Origin of the sequence: Chitinophaga alhagiae, from assembly GCF_003568665.1 — a bacterium.
Lineage (GTDB): Bacteria > Bacteroidota > Bacteroidia > Chitinophagales > Chitinophagaceae > Chitinophaga > Chitinophaga alhagiae.
The window spans coordinates 2,320,491-2,338,217 of the sequence record NZ_QXMH01000001.1; the positions used below are offsets into that span (position 1 = coordinate 2,320,491).

At 53.4% G+C, this 17,727-nt stretch carries 12 protein-coding genes; 10 read left to right on the plus strand and 2 right to left on the minus strand.

What is annotated here, in order from left to right:
• The first annotated feature begins 86 nt into the window (after positions 1-86).
• Positions 87-1,490 carry a beta-helix domain-containing protein gene (locus D3A97_RS09495; protein ID WP_119078120.1) on the plus strand — a complete coding sequence of 468 codons (1,404 nt, stop codon included), beginning with the start codon at positions 87-89 and terminating at the stop codon, positions 1,488-1,490.
• 131 nt (positions 1,491-1,621) lie between these two features.
• On the plus strand, positions 1,622-2,935 hold the full coding sequence (locus D3A97_RS09500) for a putative porin (protein ID WP_232825900.1): 1,314 nt from the start codon (positions 1,622-1,624) through the stop codon (positions 2,933-2,935).
• Here D3A97_RS09500 and D3A97_RS09505 read toward each other — a convergent pair whose 3' ends face one another.
• Complete coding sequence (locus tag D3A97_RS09505) at positions 2,936-3,988, minus strand: sensor histidine kinase (RefSeq protein WP_198673910.1); 1,053 nt, start codon at positions 3,986-3,988, stop codon at positions 2,936-2,938.
• Positions 3,989-4,119: 131 nt separating this feature from the next.
• Positions 4,120-4,803 (minus strand): response regulator transcription factor, encoded by a 684-nt coding sequence (locus D3A97_RS09510; RefSeq protein WP_232825901.1) that lies wholly within the window; start codon positions 4,801-4,803, stop codon positions 4,120-4,122.
• 264 nt (positions 4,804-5,067) lie between these two features.
• Here D3A97_RS09510 and D3A97_RS09515 point away from each other — a divergent pair, with 264 nt between their 5' ends.
• From D3A97_RS09515 to atpA, 8 genes are all read left to right on the plus strand, one after another.
• Positions 5,068-7,254, plus strand: a complete 2,187-nt coding sequence (locus D3A97_RS09515; RefSeq protein ID WP_157986448.1) for a hypothetical protein — start codon at positions 5,068-5,070, stop codon at positions 7,252-7,254.
• Between the two features lie 91 nt (positions 7,255-7,345).
• Positions 7,346-9,112, plus strand: a complete 1,767-nt coding sequence (locus D3A97_RS09520; RefSeq protein ID WP_119078123.1) for an ABC transporter ATP-binding protein — start codon at positions 7,346-7,348, stop codon at positions 9,110-9,112.
• 72 nt (positions 9,113-9,184) lie between these two features.
• Entirely contained in the window at positions 9,185-12,958 is a 3,774-nt protein-coding gene (locus D3A97_RS09525) for a DUF3857 domain-containing protein (protein ID WP_157986449.1), read from the plus strand.
• Positions 12,959-13,137: 179 nt separating this feature from the next.
• Complete coding sequence (gene atpB, locus D3A97_RS09530) at positions 13,138-14,277, plus strand: F0F1 ATP synthase subunit A (protein WP_432206037.1); 1,140 nt, start codon at positions 13,138-13,140, stop codon at positions 14,275-14,277.
• A 42-nt stretch (positions 14,278-14,319) separates the two neighbouring features.
• Positions 14,320-14,583, plus strand: coding sequence for an ATP synthase F0 subunit C (gene atpE, locus D3A97_RS09535; RefSeq protein WP_119078125.1), 264 nt, complete (start codon positions 14,320-14,322; stop codon positions 14,581-14,583).
• Between the two features lie 90 nt (positions 14,584-14,673).
• A complete protein-coding gene (gene atpF / locus D3A97_RS09540; protein ID WP_119078126.1) occupies positions 14,674-15,168 on the plus strand; it encodes a F0F1 ATP synthase subunit B in 495 nt (164 codons plus the stop codon).
• A gap of 22 nt (positions 15,169-15,190) precedes the next feature.
• Complete coding sequence (atpH, locus tag D3A97_RS09545) at positions 15,191-15,751, plus strand: ATP synthase F1 subunit delta (RefSeq protein ID WP_119078127.1); 561 nt, start codon at positions 15,191-15,193, stop codon at positions 15,749-15,751.
• 86 nt (positions 15,752-15,837) lie between these two features.
• Positions 15,838-17,415: a F0F1 ATP synthase subunit alpha gene (atpA, locus tag D3A97_RS09550; protein WP_119078128.1), complete on the plus strand. Its 1,578-nt coding sequence runs from the start codon at positions 15,838-15,840 to the stop codon at positions 17,413-17,415.
• Positions 17,416-17,727: the final 312 nt, after the last annotated feature.

Below are 17,727 nucleotides of genomic sequence, written 5' to 3' on the forward strand. Positions count from 1 at the left end.
AACGGCGTTAACATAGAACTGCCACATTTGTGGAACTTTTGAAAAAAGCAGTTGCTTAATCAATCAAAACTTTAAAAAAGAATCTGATGAAACTTACCAAATTCCTGGCCTTTTTGTTCGGTGCAGCAGTATTGTTCTCTGCCTGCCGGAAAAATGATGATGATGACGATACAGACCCGGATAACCAGCCCGAAGTGCTGAGCGGCAACATATCGCAAGACAAGAGACTGACCAACGACAAGGTATGGATACTGAAAGGGTATGTATATGTGACCGCGGGCGCTACCCTCACCATTGATGCCGGAACCATTATCAAAAGCGAAGTGGCTGACATCAATAAAGGCGCGCTGATAGTTGAGCGCGGCGCCAAGATCATTGCTGCCGGTACCTCTACCAGCCCCATTGTTTTCACCTCCGGCAAAGAGAAAGGCCAGCGTACCCCCGGTGACTGGGGCGGCGTGATCATTCTCGGCAAAGCGCCTATTAACCGTACAGATAATCCGAATATTGAAGGCGGCGTAGGCCGGCCTTACGGCGGCACAGACCCCGAAGATAACTCCGGTGTTTTCAGCTATGTACGCATTGAGTACGCCGGTGTGGCAGCACAGCCCAACAGTGAGATCAACGGTCTTACCCTGGGCGGTGTGGGCAACAAGACCCAGATAGACCACGTACAGGTGCTGTATGGTAATGACGATGCCTTTGAATTTTTCGGCGGCACGGTAAATGCCAAATACCTGGTGGCCATTGGCACAGCGGATGATGATTTTGACTTTGACAACGGTTTTTCCGGTACCATCCAGTATGCCGTGGCCATGCGCTACCCGCAGATAGCTGACCCCGGAGACGCCAGCAACCTGATAGAGTGCGATAACGACGGCAGCGGCACCACCGCTAACCCCCGCACCCGGCCGGTGCTGTCTAACCTGACCCTGATAGGCCCCAACAACGCTGCCAATACCCACGCCAGCCACAACTACGGCAACAGGTGGAGAAGGGCTACCAACTTTGTGCTGGTAAACTCTATCATCATGGGCGCGCAAAAAGGCGGTTTCTCCATAGAGTCTAACGCCTCCGGTCAGGATATGAAAGACGACAAGTCTGTTTTCAAAAATAACATCGTTCACGCCCTGGCCAAGCCTTACCTGCTGGATTCCGCGGCTTCCCGCGCAGTAGTGGCCGGTTTCCCCGCAGACCCGCTGACGGCCGAGCAAAGAGCTGACCTGATCAGCCAGGGCAGCGCATGGCTGAAAGCCAAAGCAGAAGCCAACGGCTGTGTAACCCTGGCTTCAGCGGACGAGGTTGGCCTTACGGCGCCATTTAACCTGACTGCTCCCAACTTCCTGCCCCAAACCGGTTCCAAAGCGCTGGAAGGCACTTTTGCAAGCCTGCCGGGCCTGGAAGCCGTTACCTACCGCGGCGCGTTTGCCGCCGGTACCAACTGGATGCAGGGCTGGACCACGTTTGACCCTCAAAACGAAACGTACTAACAGTACCCGCACGTTTGTCGTACATATTATAAATTACAGCCGCTCCGGAATTTCCCGGGGCGGCTTTTCCTTTTTGCGGGCATTTCTATCGGGAGAAACTTTATTTTTGCTGCAAAATTTCCGGCTTCATAATGATACTCACGCGCATAGTTCTGCTGACAGGTCTTGGTGTATTGCTTACAATTACTACGGTACGGGCCCAGTTCCTGATGGACATGATAGATACCAGTACCTCCCTGGGCAAGGGAATGATCTCCATCTACAAGAACTACGATCACCTCCGCATCAGCGGATATATGCAGCCGCAATTCCAGTGGTCTACAGGAAAGGGTATGGGGTTTTACCAGGGGGGAGATTTTCCCAAAGAGTCAGATAACCGTTTTATGTTCCGCCGCGGCCGCATCCGTTTCGATTATGAGCATTACAACAAGCAGAACTTGCCCACCCTGCAGTTCGTGTTCCAGTTTGACGGAACGGAGCGGGGCGTGAATATCCGGGACTTCTGGGGCCGTATCTTCGATGGCAAGTGGGACGTAATGTCCCTGACCATGGGGATGTTTGCCCGGCCCTTCGGTTTCGAGGTCAATTATTCAAGCGGTGACCGCGAGGCCCCCGAGCGCGGCCGCATGTCTCAGATACTCATGAAAACCGAGCGCGACCTGGGGGCCATGGTGAGCTGGGCGCCCAGGAGAAAATCCCATCCGCTTTCCTTCCTGAAAGTAGACGTTGGGCTCTTCAATGGCCAGGGGCTGGCGGGGCCGGAAGACTATGACAGCCATAAAGACCTTATTGCAAGAGTGGCCATGAAACCCACGGCGCTCAACCGGCAGAAATGGCTGCTTTCTGTGGGCGCTTCCATCTTGTACGGAGGGCTGGAGCAGTTCACGCCTGTTGTTTACCGTATGCAGAAAACAGGGGCGTTCTATAAAGACTCTTCGGCCGCAAACATCGGCATGATAGCGCCGCGCCACTATTACGGCGGAGATGCGCAGTTCGTTATCCCTAACGCCAAAGGCGTTACGCAGTTCCGTGCGGAATACATCCGCGGAACGCAGACGGGCACAAGGAACCACTCCGAAACGCCGGGCGAGATACCCATGATAGATGAAGCCTTTGCGCCGCTGGCCATCCGCAATTTTGACGGTGCATATCTTAATTTCCTGCAGCACCTTGGCAGCGAAAAACATCAGCTGGTACTGAAATACGATTGGTACGACCCCAATACGCGGGTGAAAGGGAAACAGATCGGGAAAGACGGCCTGAACCTCACCGTGGCCGATATCAGGTTTGATACCTTCGGCGCGGGATATGTCTATTACTTCAATGAGCACATGAAGGCCACCCTGTGGTTTGACAGGATCTGGAATGAAACCACTTCGCTGGAAGGGTATACGGACGATGTTGACGATAATGTATTCACCTGCCGGCTGCAGTACCGGTTCTGATCAGTTCTCCCTCCCCAGCTCCAGCGTAAAGCCGAAGGTAGAGCCTACTTCCGCCTTGCTGCGCACGTTGATGGTCTGCTCATGCGCTTCCACAATGTGTTTGACAATGGCCAGCCCCAGGCCGGTGCCGCCAATGTCTCTGCTGCGCGCCCTGTCTGTACGGTAAAAACGCTCAAACACCCGGGGCAGGTGTTCTTCGGCCATGCCGATGCCCGTATCCGATATTTCTATCAGCACCCGCTTGCCATCCATGTTGTAAAAGCTGGCAATGGTCTGCCCTTCCTGCTTGCCGTACTTTACGGAGTTCTCTATGAGGTTGATGAGCACTTGCCGTATCTTCTCCTTGTCCGCATACACATTGATAGGCGCTTCACAGCCTTTTTTGATGCTGAATCTGATCTCTTTCTGGCGGGCCTTCAGGGAAAGGGTGTCAAACACGTCTTTCACCAGGTCCTGTATCACAAATTGTTCCTTGTTGATGGTCATTTCCCCGCTTTCCAGCTTGGAGATCTCGTCCAGGTCATCTATCAGCCGGCAAAGGCGGTCAATGTTCTTGGTGGCGTTCTTCAGGAACATCTTGTTCACCGAAGGGTCATCTATGGCCCCGTCCAGCAGGGTGTGGATGTAGCCCTGCACGGCAAAAATGGGGGTTTTCAGCTCGTGAGACAGGTTGAGCAGAAATTCCTTGCGGAAGGCCTCGTTGCGGCGCAGGTTCTCCAGCTCTTCTTTTTTCTGCGCGGCCCATTTCTCCACGTCTTCACTCACCTCATCTATAGTTTTGAGGGGCAGGATGTTCTTGTTGAAGAAGTCTTCCCGCTTGGAGGCCTTGGTCTGGTAAATGAACTTGTAGATGAGCTTTATTTTGCGGTAAATGAAGTTCTGCAGCGTATACAGGTACAAATAATACGCTACCAGAAAGGTGAGCACAAAGGCAATACCGGTCTCTTTCAGCCCAACATCCAGCAACAGGCAGCCCAGGCCCATAATAACAGACAGTACCAGCGCAGTAAAACCGGCCAGCTTTTGCGGTGAAAGGTTTTTTGCTTTGAACATACTCCAGAGTGAGTAATGATTGTAATACCGGGAAATTAAGTCAAATTTTTTACTTGCCATGCCACATAGCCGCAAAGGCCCCAATACCCGAAAAGGGGAAGTATATTGAAATACAGGGAAGGATGAGAGAATTACATTTCGAACTTGTAGCCAACGCCTTTAACGGTAGTAATGAGGTCTACCCCCAGCTTCTGGCGTATTTTGCGGATGTGTACGTCTATGGTGCGGTCTCCCACTATCACCTCGGTGCCCCATACCTGGTTGAGGATCTCGTTCCGGAGAAACACCCGTCCCGGTTTGGAGGCCAGTAACTGCAACAGCTCAAATTCTTTTTTGGCCAGTATGATCTCCGCTCCCTTGTAGGTAACGGTGAATTTTTCGCGGTCTATCACCAGGTCTCCCAGGTGCAATTGCTGCTCTTCCACCTTGTTGAGGCGGCGGAAAAGGGCGTTGATGCGGCTCACCAGCAGTTTGGGCTTGATGGGTTTGGCAATGTAATCGTCCGCGCCCATGTTCAGCCCCTCTATCTCGCTCTTTTCATCGTTGAGGGCCGTGAGAAAAAGCACCATGGTTTCCTTGAACTCCGGCAGCTTGCGGATCTCCTTGCAGGTATCGATGCCGTTCTTGTTGGGCATCATAATGTCCAGCATAATAAGGTCCGGACGGAATATTTTCGCTTTCTGGATGGCCTCGCTGCCGTCTTTGGCCGTTACCGTTTCATAACCCGCGCTCCGGAGATTGTAACTGATTATCTCCAGTATGTCCGCCTCATCATCCACTACAAGAATTTTACCTACTGCAACTGCTGGTTCCATCAACATAAACTTGGGTTTTAAGATGGCACAAAATTAAACAGCGCTTTGCCGTTTAATGGAATGATAACATTATCTAATTGTTAATTCAGGCCCTCTCCCGGCCGCAAAGATACGTTTTTCACCGCTGATGCCGCTAAAACGCCCGCAGCGCATTGGTATAATGTATTTTTTGAATGAAAAGAAAGCCTAATAATATGGGGCGGATTGCTAATTCGTAATAATTGGTAGTAAATTTGCAGTGTAGCACAGGCGTAACTCATTTATATGAAGAAAATATTACCAGTTATATGCATAGGCTTGATTTACAGCGGCGGGGCCTTCGCGCAGGAGATCAAGGTGCCCATACACAGACAGATATTTCACGACAATATTGACAAGGAGCAGGTAGCCGCTGACAAGTTTGACGGTAAAACGGACAATTTTGTAAAAGCCACGGAAGATGAGACCATCAACCTGCAGGTAACCAACGCCCTGATGAAGCAGGTAGATGCCATACAGGTGGAAATTGAGCGGGATACGGCGCTGGACCAGCGCCTGAAGGTGAAATACCTCACCGGCCTGCAGCAGGTGCTCAAAGACTATAACACCAAACGGTCTTTCCGCCGCATTGAGCCGGATGAAGCCCCGGCCATTGTGAACGCCTACCGCAACATGATGCATGCAGACATCCAGGGCAAAAGCATTTACCCCATTGCCCGCACCCTCAGCTTTGAAGCGGGGGAGCGCCTGGTGGAAGTGTATAAGGACAACCCCGGCTTCAAGGAAGCCCGCGGTGAAATGTTTGCCAAATACGCTTTCAGGAACCTGGAAGATATTATGCCCAAGCTGGGCCCTTACCTGGATTACCCGGTAACAGACTCCGTAATAGCCGCCGTGGCCCGCAAGTACCCCAACCAGGTGCTGACCTACGCCACTTCTTATACCCCCACTGCCAGCGCCATCCGCCGCAACCAGGACCCCCTCGTGCAGCAGATCGTGCAAATTGGCCGCTCCTCCCAGAGCACCCGGCTCATGCCTTTCATTGACCAGCTGCTGGACGGCACTACCACCATCCCGGAGCTGGAAAGTGCGGTGGCGGACGACTATAACTATTTCCGTAAAATGGTGCAGGCCGCCATTGCCCTGCAGAAAAGAAAAGCCAACGGCCAGGAGCCCCTGGGCCTGAAAGCCATGCAGGAGAACATGCATGCCAAGTCACTGCGGTATATCCGCGAGGTGAATGACCTGCATGAGGAAGGGCCGGCCGTGCGTTTCCGCATTGTGAAAGACTTTACGCCGGAAGAACTGTATTACCTCATAGTGAACGGGCAGGAGGAGCTGTACACCTCCAGCTATACCAACGCCGCCAAAGCCGGTTTGTATGACCAGATGATGCTGCGCATGAAACCGCCCCGCGGAGACAGCCTGCTCATGCTGGTGAGCTTTGACCGCTTCAAGAAATTTATTGCCATGGCCGCCGGCTTCAACACGCTGGACCACTTCCTCAAATCCATGGACCCGGAAAACGCCAACTACCTGATGGTGAAATTTGTGCGCAGCCTGGAAAAAACAGAAGACCTGGAAGATGCCGTAGACGTGGCCAACTCCTTTGGCAGCATCCGCGATCCCAAGCTGCTGGACTTTCTGCGGGACGAGGTGCGGAAAAACCTGGTGTTCGTAACCGGCAAGAAAGACAAACGCGGCACTACCATCTACGGCCTGCTCAACAGCATTTTCTCCGAGCAGGCGGGCGGTACGGACTCTTCGCGCGCGTCAGACATGGCGGCCAAACTGCAGCTGCCGCCTATCAACTTCGTGGAGTTCAATACCCTGCCCAATGACAGCGGCCGCATTTACCAGCAGGTGTTCTTTTATGGGGACGAGGACGGCCTGATCTCCTACCGCAGCTTTATGGGCAACTTCCCCAGCAGCGAGTGGCACGTTACCAAAAATACGTACTGGACCACCATCACGTCTACCAAGGGCAAGCCCACTACTATTTTCGCCAACAACCCGCTGCCGGAGCCGGAAGATAAAACGGCCATTGAAAAGCTGGCGGAATACCTGGACGAAAAAGATATTCACCCCACCGTATTTATACACCGCGGTCACAGCTACCACGTGAACACCACGCTGGATAACCTGCAGAGCACCGCGCGCATTGTGATACTGGGCTCCTGCGGCGGTTACCACAACCTGGCCACCGTGCTGGAAAAAGCGCCCGATGCGCACATCATTTCCTCCAAGCAGGTAGGTACCTACCGGGTGAACGAGCCTATCATCCGCAGCCTGGAAGAGGTGATACGCGCGGGCAAGGATGTAGACTGGGTGCAGATGTGGGTAGGCCTCTCCAAACGTTTTGCGGGAGATGCCGGCAGCAAGACGCTGTTTGATGACTACGTGCCGCCCCATAAAAACCTGGGCGCCATCTTCATCAAGGCTTACCGCCAGGTGATGAAAGAGACCAACTGACCGTACACGAACGTATACCAGCAAAAGGGAGAAACAGCCGGCCGGCATTCTCCCTTTTGCGTTTTCCGATTAAGCATTTACATTTACAGGAATGGACCAGGTTCAAAAGAAGAAGCTATTTGATGTCAGTTTGCTGAAACGGGTATTTTCCTTTGCGGCACCGTACCGGCGCTACTTTTATTTATCCATGTTCCTCACCGTGCTGCTGGCGCTGCTTTCCCCGGTGAGGCCCTGGCTCATACAACTGTCTGTAGACAAATACATCACCAACCAGTGGGCGCAAATGCTCATGATCGTTACCATCATCCAGGTGGGGCTGGTGATAGTGGAAACCGCCGTTCGTTTTTTCTTTTCCTACATCACCAACTGGCTGGGGCAGTCTGTGATCAAAGACCTGCGCGTGGCCGTGTACAAAAAAGTGGTGGGCCTCAACCTGGCCTTTTTTGACAGAACGCCCATAGGCACCCTTACCACCCGCACCATCAACGATATTGAGGCTATCAACGATATTTTTTCAGAAGGCATCATCTCCATTGTGGCAGACGTGCTCATGATACTGGCCATACTGGGCGTGATGTTCTTTGAAGACTGGCGGCTGACGCTCATCAGCCTTTCTCCTTTCCCCGTGCTGATACTGGCTACCTACTGGTTCAAAGAGACCGTGAACAAGTCTTTTCACCGGGTACGCAATGCTGTGGCCGCGCTCAATGCCTTTGTGCAGGAGCATATTACCGGCATGCTGGTGGTGCAGGCCTTTTCCGCGGAGAACAGGGAGTTCGGCAAATTCAGGAACATCAACAAAGATCACCGCAAAGCCAATATAGACGCCATTTTTGCATATTCCATATTTTTCCCCGTGGTGGAGATCATACTGGCCATTTCGCTGGGGCTCATGGTGTGGTGGGGCGCCAACAAGGTGCTCAACTATGAAGTAACGCAGGGGGTGATGATCGCTTTCATCATGTACCTCAACATGCTGTTCCGCCCGCTGCGCATCCTGGCAGACAAGTTCAATACCCTGCAAATGGGCATGGTGGCCAGCGAGCGCGTGTTCAAGGTGCTGGACAACCAGGATTATATGGCAGATAACGGCACCCATGCCGCCGCCGCCATGCGCGGAGAGGTCAGCTTTGAGCATGTGTGGTTTGCCTATAAAGATGAACGGTACGTGCTGAAAGACATCAGCTTCCAGGCCAAACCGGGGCAAACGGTGGCGCTGGTGGGGCATACCGGCTCCGGCAAAACCACCATCATCAGCATTCTCAACCGCCTGTACGAAATACAGAAAGGCCGCATTACCATAGACGGGGTGCCGCTGCAGGACTATCAGCTCAAAGAGCTTCGCAGCCGCGTAGGCGTGGTGCTGCAGGACGTGTTCCTCTTTTCCGGCTCCGTGTACGAAAACATCACCCTCCGCAACCCAGATATCAGTCGTGAGCAGGTAGAGCACGCCGCCAGGCTCATTGGCATGCATGATTTTATCCTGCAATTGCCCGGCGGTTATGATTACTCCGTGATGGAGCGGGGCAGCACCCTTTCCCTGGGCCAGCGGCAGCTCATTTCCTTCATCCGCGCGCTGCTCTATAACCCCGCCATTCTCATCCTGGACGAGGCCACCTCTTCTGTGGATACCGAGTCTGAGCTGCTGATACAGCACGCTATAGACAAGCTGATAGCCGGGCGTACGGCCATTGTGATAGCCCACCGCCTGAGCACCATCAGCAAGGCGGACCAGATCATTGTGCTGGACAAAGGGGAGATCCGCGAAATGGGCAACCATGAAGAGCTGATGAGGCAGGAAGGATATTATCACAAGCTGTATACCATGCAGTTCCAGAAAACGGGCAGCAGCGTGTAACACCGCGTTATTTGATATTTACGGCCGGTTGGTTATATTTGAGTGATACATACACCTGTAACCTATACCAACATGAAGTCTATCATTACAGTGGGCGTTCTTTGCGCACTCGTTTTTTGTAGCCCTGAAGCGGCCCGTGCCGGAGATTATGAAAAGGCCTGGGAGGCCATTCTCCGGAACGACAAGGCCAAGGCCCGGGAGCTGCTGCAAAAGGCCATCCGCGGCAACAACAACCGCAACAGCGCCATTGCCACCCTCATCCTCTACGAGTCTAACGAAGGCCAGCATGAGCAGATCATCAAAAAATACGGCAACCCCGCCCGCCAGTTCACCGAGCCGGATGCCTACTGGTACGCCCTCTGGTTTAACGACGCCCTGCTGGGTGACTATGGCAAAAAGAACGAGACCCACCTGGCCAATATAGACTACATCATGAACGGCGCCGCTTTCAACGGCTCCATGAAGGCCGCCGCCAGCTATTTCAAGTCCAACCACTACTACGTGTCCATGCAGCGGGAAAAGGCCATGCAGCTGTACCCCGAAATAGGCGCGCTGGAAAACTGGCAGTTTGCCGGCCCGTTCGACAATATTAACGGCAGCGGCTTCAACAAGGCTTACGGCCCGGTTACGGAAGTGAACAAGGGCAAGGGCTTTCTTTCCTACAACAATACCGCCATAGACTGGTTTACCCCGCCGGTCACCAACCGCCAGGCCTGGGTGTTTGTAGGTACCCTGTTCCCCGCTACCACGGCCGTGGGGTACATGCAAACCTTTGTGCAAAGCGCGGAAGCAAAAGAGGCCGTGCTCCGCCTGGGCGGGGCCGGCGCTTTCAAGGTGTGGGTCAATGACAAGGAACTGATCTCCGAACCGGAAGAAAAAGAAACAGAGCTGGATTACTACAGCGTAAAATGCCGCCTCAACAAAGGTTATAACCGCATACTGGTGCAGATCGGCTATACAACAGACATTGGTTCGCCCAACTTTATTGTAAGGTTAACGGACGAGCAGGACCGCAACCTGCCCGGTATCACTTCCACCAGTGAAGTGCAGGCGTACCGGCCAGACATTACCGCCGCCGCGCCGGTAGCTATTCCCCACTTTGCCGAAGCATATTTCAAAAAGCAGCTGGAGAAAAAGCCGGAAGACCTGGCCAACGCCCTGCTGCTGGCCCAGGTGTACGTACGCAACCGGGAGAATGACAAGGCCAGAACGCTGCTGGCGCCCATTATACAGCGGTACCCGCAAAACGCCTTCCTGCTGTCTCAATACTACCGCGTGCTTTCTTCACGCCTGCATCATACCGAAATGAACGAGCGCCTGGAAACGCTCAAGGCCATGGACAAGGAGAACTACTGGATGCTGAACCTGGAAGTAGCGCGGCTGGAAGAAGAAAAGAAATACCGCGAAGCGCTGGAGGTGCTGAATAAAATGGATACCCAGGCCGGCCCCACGCTGGCCACCATGCTGCAGCGCATCAATAACATGGGCCGGCTGGAGAAGCTGGACAGTATGCTGATACTGCTGAAAGACGCTTACGCCCGCTTCCCGGAAAATGACCCCTTCGTAGGCATGATGCATTACGTGGAAAGCACGCTCAACCGCTCGCCCGCCAAAGGCATTGCCGTGCTGGAGAAATTCTGCGGCGGCAAGCTGAACTTTGAGCTGCTGAAGCGCCTGGCCGGAGAATACCTGCAGCAGGGCCAGCAGCAGAAAGGAGAACAGGTGTACCACACGGTACTGGAATACCTCGGTTACGAGTCCAGCCCGTACGAAGAGCTGGCTAATTACTTTTTCGGGCGGCAGCAGTATGATTCCGCCATTCACTACCTCGGCAGGCTGCATGCCATTACGCCCTATTACCACAAGGCCCTGGGAGACATTGGCTACAACTACCTGCAGCAAAACAACAAGGCCAAAGCGCTGGAGTATTTCGGCAAGGGCCTGGCCCTGCATTCCGGCATGAGCGCCTACCGCAAGCAGGTACGGATGCTGGAAGGGAAAAAAGACATTTTCAGCTATTTCCCGGCCACAGACAACTATGCCCGCATCACCGCGGCGCTGAAGGCCCCGCATGACACGGCCCATGCCTTCTATTACATTTTTGACGAAAAGAACGTAGTGCTGCATGCGGACGGCGCCAATGAGCGGGAAGTGATGACGGCCGTATACCTGCGCAACAACAGCGGCATAGAAAGCTGGAAAGAACTGAGCCTGCCTTACAACAGCACCTACGAGTCCATGAACATCATAAAGGCGGAAGTGATCAAGGCCAATGGCAACAAGGTGCCCGGGGAGATCTATAACAACGAAGTGGTGTTCACCAGGCTGGAGCCCGGAGACGCTATTTTTTACCATTACAAGATGAGTGGTTATGGCCTGGGCCGCCTTGGCAGGGAGTTCTGGGACAAATTCTATTTTTCCGCCCGCGTGCCCACCATTCAGGCGCGGTACAGCATACTGGCGGGAGAAAATATTCCCCTGCAATATGCCGTGGCCGGCAACAGCAGCCTGAAACCCGTTATCAGCCGGCAGGAAAATTTCAAGCTCTACACCTGGGAAATGAAAGACGTGCCGGCGTACAAGCCCGAGCCTTACATGCCTTCGCTGGACGATTTCGGGGACGTGCTGCACCTGAGCACCGTCAAATCCTGGAACGTGATCAGCGAGTGGTACAGCGATATTACCCGCATGCAGTCCCGCGAGGACTATGACGTGAACATGGCCTATGCGGAAATTTTCCCGAAAGGGGCCGCCGGGCTGTCAGACATGGAAAAGGCCCGCCGCATTTACCAGTATATAGAAAAGAACATCGGCTACAGCTCCGTGTCTTTCCGGCAGGGGGCCTATGTGCCGCAAAGGGCCGCCAAAACGCTCAACACCAAGTTGGGAGATTGTAAAGACATGTCTGCCCTCTTCCTGGCCTTTGCCCACAAGGCCGGGCTGGAGGCCAACCTGGTGCTGGTCAGCACGCGGGATAACGGGGTGAAAGGCATCCGCCTGCCCTCCATGGAGTTCAACCATTGCATTGTACAGTTCAAGGCCGCCGGCAAAAGCCGCTACCTGGAGCTGACAGACCGTTACCTGCCCTTTGGGGCGCTGCCGCAGAGCGTGCAGTACGCCCAGATGCTGCACATCCCCTACCAGTACGCCGGCGGCGGGGAGCAGCTGCAGCAGGTTGCGCCGCCGCCCAACAACGGCGGGGCCTCGCTTACCCGGCGGGTCAACATCAGGGTCAACCAGGCTGACGTGGAAGTGAAGACCAACGTAGTGGTAACCGGCCTGCTCACCTCCATTATCCGCAACAAGTACGGCAACGCCACCAAAGATGAAAGTACCGATGCCGTGAAAGAGGAGATCGGCTCGTTTTACAAGAACCATGTGGAGCTGGGGCCTTACAGCTTCAGCGCCCTGGGGGAGGTAACAGATTCAGTAGGGCAGGAGGTGAGCTATACGGTGAAGAACGAGGTGGTGAACGTGGGGGATTTCAGCATGCTGCGCCCGTCTTTCCATGAGCCGGTAGCCACGCAGAACATCTTTACGGCCGATGCGCGGAAATACCCCTTCAAATACTGGGCTTATGAGAACGCGGAGAAGTACGTTACGGAGGTAGTGATAGAGCTGCCGGAGGGCAAGGCCTTCAACCAGGTGCCTTCCGGGCTGACAACCAGTTTTGACAAGATGAACTATTCCCTCACGTACGAGCAACTGGCCGCCGGCAAGCTGAAGATCACCCGGCGGTTTACCACCGATACCAACAAGGAAGTGCCCGCGGAGACCTTCCCGGGCATGAAGGAATTTTTTAATAAGATAATCGAGAGCGAACAGAAGTATATTTCTTTTAAATAATATGACATGTGCTGTCACGGCAAGGCCGCTCCGCAAGGGGAGGCCTTGCCGTTATAACCGGTTGATCTGTAGCAGGTTATTGACCGCTGTGGCAGGCCGCATGATCCTCGTCAGTTTTTTTGCGGGCTACTACTATTTAATATAAAATCGCCTACCTTTGCACAAAATTTCAGAAAACTGTGATTTCCTTGAATCGGTTCAAATACAAGCTGGTAGCCCTGATAACGGTGTTTTCCATGGCCGTTTCCGCTGCATTTGCATTGGGTAATGAAGGCCCTCACGCCCCGGCAACAGAAGGTCAAAAGAAAGGTTTTAATGCTAAAGAAGTAATTCTTGGCCACGTAAAAGACGCGCATGACTGGCATTTGTTCAGCATTGGAGACACGCATGTTACCCTGCCGCTGCCGGTGATCATTTACAACCCCAACCGCGGTTTATCTGTATTCTCTTCTTCCAAGTTCCATCATGGTCACGATGCGCATGACGGCTACCGCCTGGTAGACGCGCATTACCTGGAGCATCACCACCTGAGCGCCAAGGAACATATGGAAGGTTCCATCATTGGGGTAGACGCCAATGACCAGCCTACCGGCGAAAAGATCTACGATCTGTCCATCACTAAAAATATTACCTCCATGATACTGGCGGCCGTGCTGCTGGTGATCATCATGCTGAACGTGGCCAAGGCCTACCGCATCCGCGGGCACCGCCAGGCGCCCAAAGGGCTGCAGAGCCTCATTGAGCCCGTGATCATTTTTATGCGGGACGAGGTGGTGAAACCCAACATCCCCGGTAAAAAAGCAGATAAGTACGTACCGCTGATACTCACCATTTTCTTCTTTATCCTGATCAACAACCTGCTGGGCCTGCTGCCCGGTTCGGCCAACGTAACCGGCAACATTGCCGTTACCTTTGCCCTGGCGCTGATCAGCTTTGTAGTGATGATGGCGGCTACCAACCGGCATTTCTGGGGCCACATTTTCAACCCCCCGGTACCCCTGGGCGTGAAGTTCATCCTGGCCCCCGTGGAGCTGATCGGCGTGTTCACCAAGCCCGTTTCCCTGATGATACGGTTGTTCGCCAACATCCTGGCGGGCCACATCATCATCCTGAGCATCATTTCACTAGTATTCATTTTCGGCTCCCTGCACAAAGTAGCGGGTTATGGCTTTTTGCCCATTACCATCGTCTTCAACATTGTGATGATGCTGCTGGAGCTGCTGGTAGCCTTTATCCAGGCCTTCATTTTCGCCAACCTGACGGCAGTGTTCATCGGGCAGGCCATGGAGCATGAAGGGCACCATGATGCGCATCATTAATTGGCAAACGTTTAATCTTTAATTTCAAATACACATTTCAACATGGCACTTTTAACTGTTTTAATGCAGGCTACTGAAGCTGCTTCATCTGGTCTGGCTCAAGCCGGTGGCGCTATCGGCGCTGGTATTGCCGCTATCGCGGCTGGTATCGGTGTAGGTAACATCGGTAAAAGCGCGCTGGAATCCATCGCCCGTCAGCCTGAAGCTGCTAACGACATCCGCGCGAACATGATCCTGGCCGCGGCGCTGGTAGAGGGCGTTGCCCTGTTCGGCGTTATTGCCGGTCTGCTGGCCGTAGTTCTGTAAGAACAAACTTATTACTGCATCCGGCGCACAGGGCAATGGATGCAGTAATTCAACTTTCGAAAAGAATAACAACTACTTAAATACAGATATATGGATTTGTTAAATCCTGCATTAGGCTTATTCGTTATTTCACTGTTGATCTTCGTGATCGTATTCCTGATCCTGAAGAAATTTGCCTGGAAGCCCATTCTTGCCACCTTGAAGGAAAGGGAAGATTCCATCTCCGATTCTATTGCCACTGCTGAAAGGGTAAAAGAGGAAATGGCCCAGATGAAGGCGGAGCATGAGCACGTACTGGCCGAGGCAAAAGCGGAACGCAGCAAAATTCTGAAAGAAGCAAAAGACGCCAAGGAGCAGATCATCAGCGAAGCCAAGGCCCAGGCCCAGGCTGAAGCCAAAAAGATCATCCACGACGCTTCCATTGCCATCGAGAACCAGAAAATGGCCGCCCTCACCGATGTGAAGAACCAGGTGGGCACGCTGGTGATTGAAGTAGCGGAGAAAGTGCTGCGCAAGGAACTGTCAGACAAACAGAACCAGGAGGCTTACATTCGTCAGCTGGCTTCTGAAATCAAAATGAACTAATTAACCGGCTGAATTAAAGATTATGCAAAATCCCCGTTTAGCAAGCAGATATGCTAAATCACTGATAGACCTGGCGGTGGAAAAGAACGAGCTGGAAGCCGTGCATGGAGATATGCTGCTGCTGCAGTCTATCCTGCGCAGCAACCCTGACGTGGGCGTGCTGCTGAAAAGCCCGGTTATCAAAGCCGATAAGAAGATCAAGATACTGGGCGCCATCCTGGACGGCAAGATCAGCGCCATCACTTCCGGCTTTATCCGCCTGCTGGCCGTAAAAGGCCGCGAAGGCGTGCTGACGGAAATCACCGCGGCGTTTGAGCAGCAATACAATGTCCTCAAAGGCATTACCCATGTAAAGCTGACCTCCGCCGCTCCCCTGGAGCCGGGCCTGCTCAACACCATCCGCGAAAAAGTGGAAGCCTCCGCCGGCCGCAAAATAGAACTGGAAACCGCGGTGAACGAAGCGCTTATAGGCGGCTTTGTGCTGGAAACCGGCAACGAGCTGTTTGACGCCTCCGTACTGCGGGACCTGAAAGACATCAAAAAACAGTTCCTCCAGAACATTTACGTGTCCGAGATCAGATAAGTATTTAACAGCAGCCGCTGCGTAACCGCAAAGCTGTTGTCGTTATAATTTTTAACTTTAACGACTCTTTAAAAAAGCATAACAACATGGTTGACATTAAACCAGATGAAATTTCGGCGATCTTACGCCAGCAACTGAGCAACTTCAATGCTTCCGCGGAGCTGGAAGAAGTGGGCACCGTACTGTCCGTAGGTGACGGTATTGCCCGCGTGTACGGCCTGAACAACGTGCGCTCCGGTGAGCTGGTTGAATTTGAGAACGGCGTAAAGGCCATTGTATTGAACCTGGAAGAAGATAACGTGGGTGTGGTATTGATGGGTGATTATTCCGAAATTAAAGAGGGCGATACCGTACGCCGCACCGGCCAGATCGCTTCCATTAAAGTGGGCGAAGGCCTGGTAGGCCGCGTGGTGAACACCCTGGGCAACCCTATTGACGGTAAAGGCCCCATCACCGGCGAACTGTACGAAATGCCCCTGGAGCGTAAAGCCCCCGGCGTGATCTACCGCGAACCGGTAAAAGAACCGCTGCAAACCGGTATCAAGGCTATTGACGCCATGATCCCCATTGGCCGCGGCCAGCGTGAGCTGGTGATCGGTGACCGCCAGACCGGTAAAACCGCCATCTGCGTGGATACCATCATTAACCAGAAAGAATTTTATGATGCCGGCAAACCGGTATATTGCATATACGTGGCTATTGGCCAGAAAGCATCCACCATTGCCGGTGTGATGAAAACCCTGGCGGATAACGGCGCCCTGGCTTACACCACCATTGTGGCCGCTTCTGCTTCTGACCCCGCTCCGCTGCAGTTCTACGCGCCCTTTGCCGGCGCCGCCATTGGCGAGTTCTTCCGTGACACGGGCCGCCCCGCGCTGATCATCTACGATGACCTGTCCAAACAGGCCGTAGCTTACCGCGAGGTGTCCCTGCTGCTGCGCCGCCCCCCCGGCCGTGAGGCTTACCCGGGAGACGTGTTCTACCTGCACAGCCGCCTGCTGGAACGTGCCGCCAAGATCATCTCCAAAGATGAAATTGCACAGCAGATGAATGACTGCCCTGACTCCATCAAACACCTTGTAAAAGGCGGTGGCTCCCTCACGGCATTGCCCATCATCGAAACCCAGGCAGGTGACGTATCCGCATACATCCCCACCAACGTGATCTCCATTACAGACGGCCAGATATTCCTGGAGAACAACCTGTTCAACGCCGGTATCCGCCCCGCTATCAACGTGGGTATCTCCGTAAGCCGCGTAGGCGGTAACGCGCAGATCAAATCCATGAAGAAAGTATCCGGTACCCTGAAACTTGACCAGGCCATGTACCGCGAAATGGAAGCCTTCTCCAAATTTGGCGGCGACCTGGATGCGGCTACCAAATCCGTACTGGACAAAGGCGCCCGTAACGTGGAGATCCTGAAACAACCGCAATTCAGCCCCTTCTCCGTAGAAAAACAGGTGGCCATTATCTACCTCGGTACCAATGGCCTGCTGCGCGAAGTGCCCGTGAAAAACATCAGGGCTTTCGAAGACGCCTTCCTGCATGAAATGGAAGTAAGGCTCCCTGAAGTGCTCGGTGAGTTCAAAAAAGGCAACCTGCCTGAAGATGGTATCAAGAAAATGGTAGCCCTGGCGGAAGAACTGAAGCCCCGGTTTGCATAGTATTTTCTGACGATAATGATTACAGAGAGCGTTTCCATCCGGAAACGCTCTTTTTTTTGAGATATTGACCACTTCCGTGCATCAACTGCCCTTTTGAGGCATCACCCCTTGTGCAATGCCCTTTGAGCCTCCGTGCATCAACGTTCCCCATCTTTTTGAGGCATCCCCCCTTGTGCAATGCCCTTTGAGCCTCCGTGCATCAACGTTCCCCATCTTTTTGAGGCATCCCCCCTTGTGCAATGCCCTTTGAACCTCCGTGCAGCAACGTTCCCCATCTTTTTGAGGCATCCCCCCTTGTGCAATGCCCTTTGA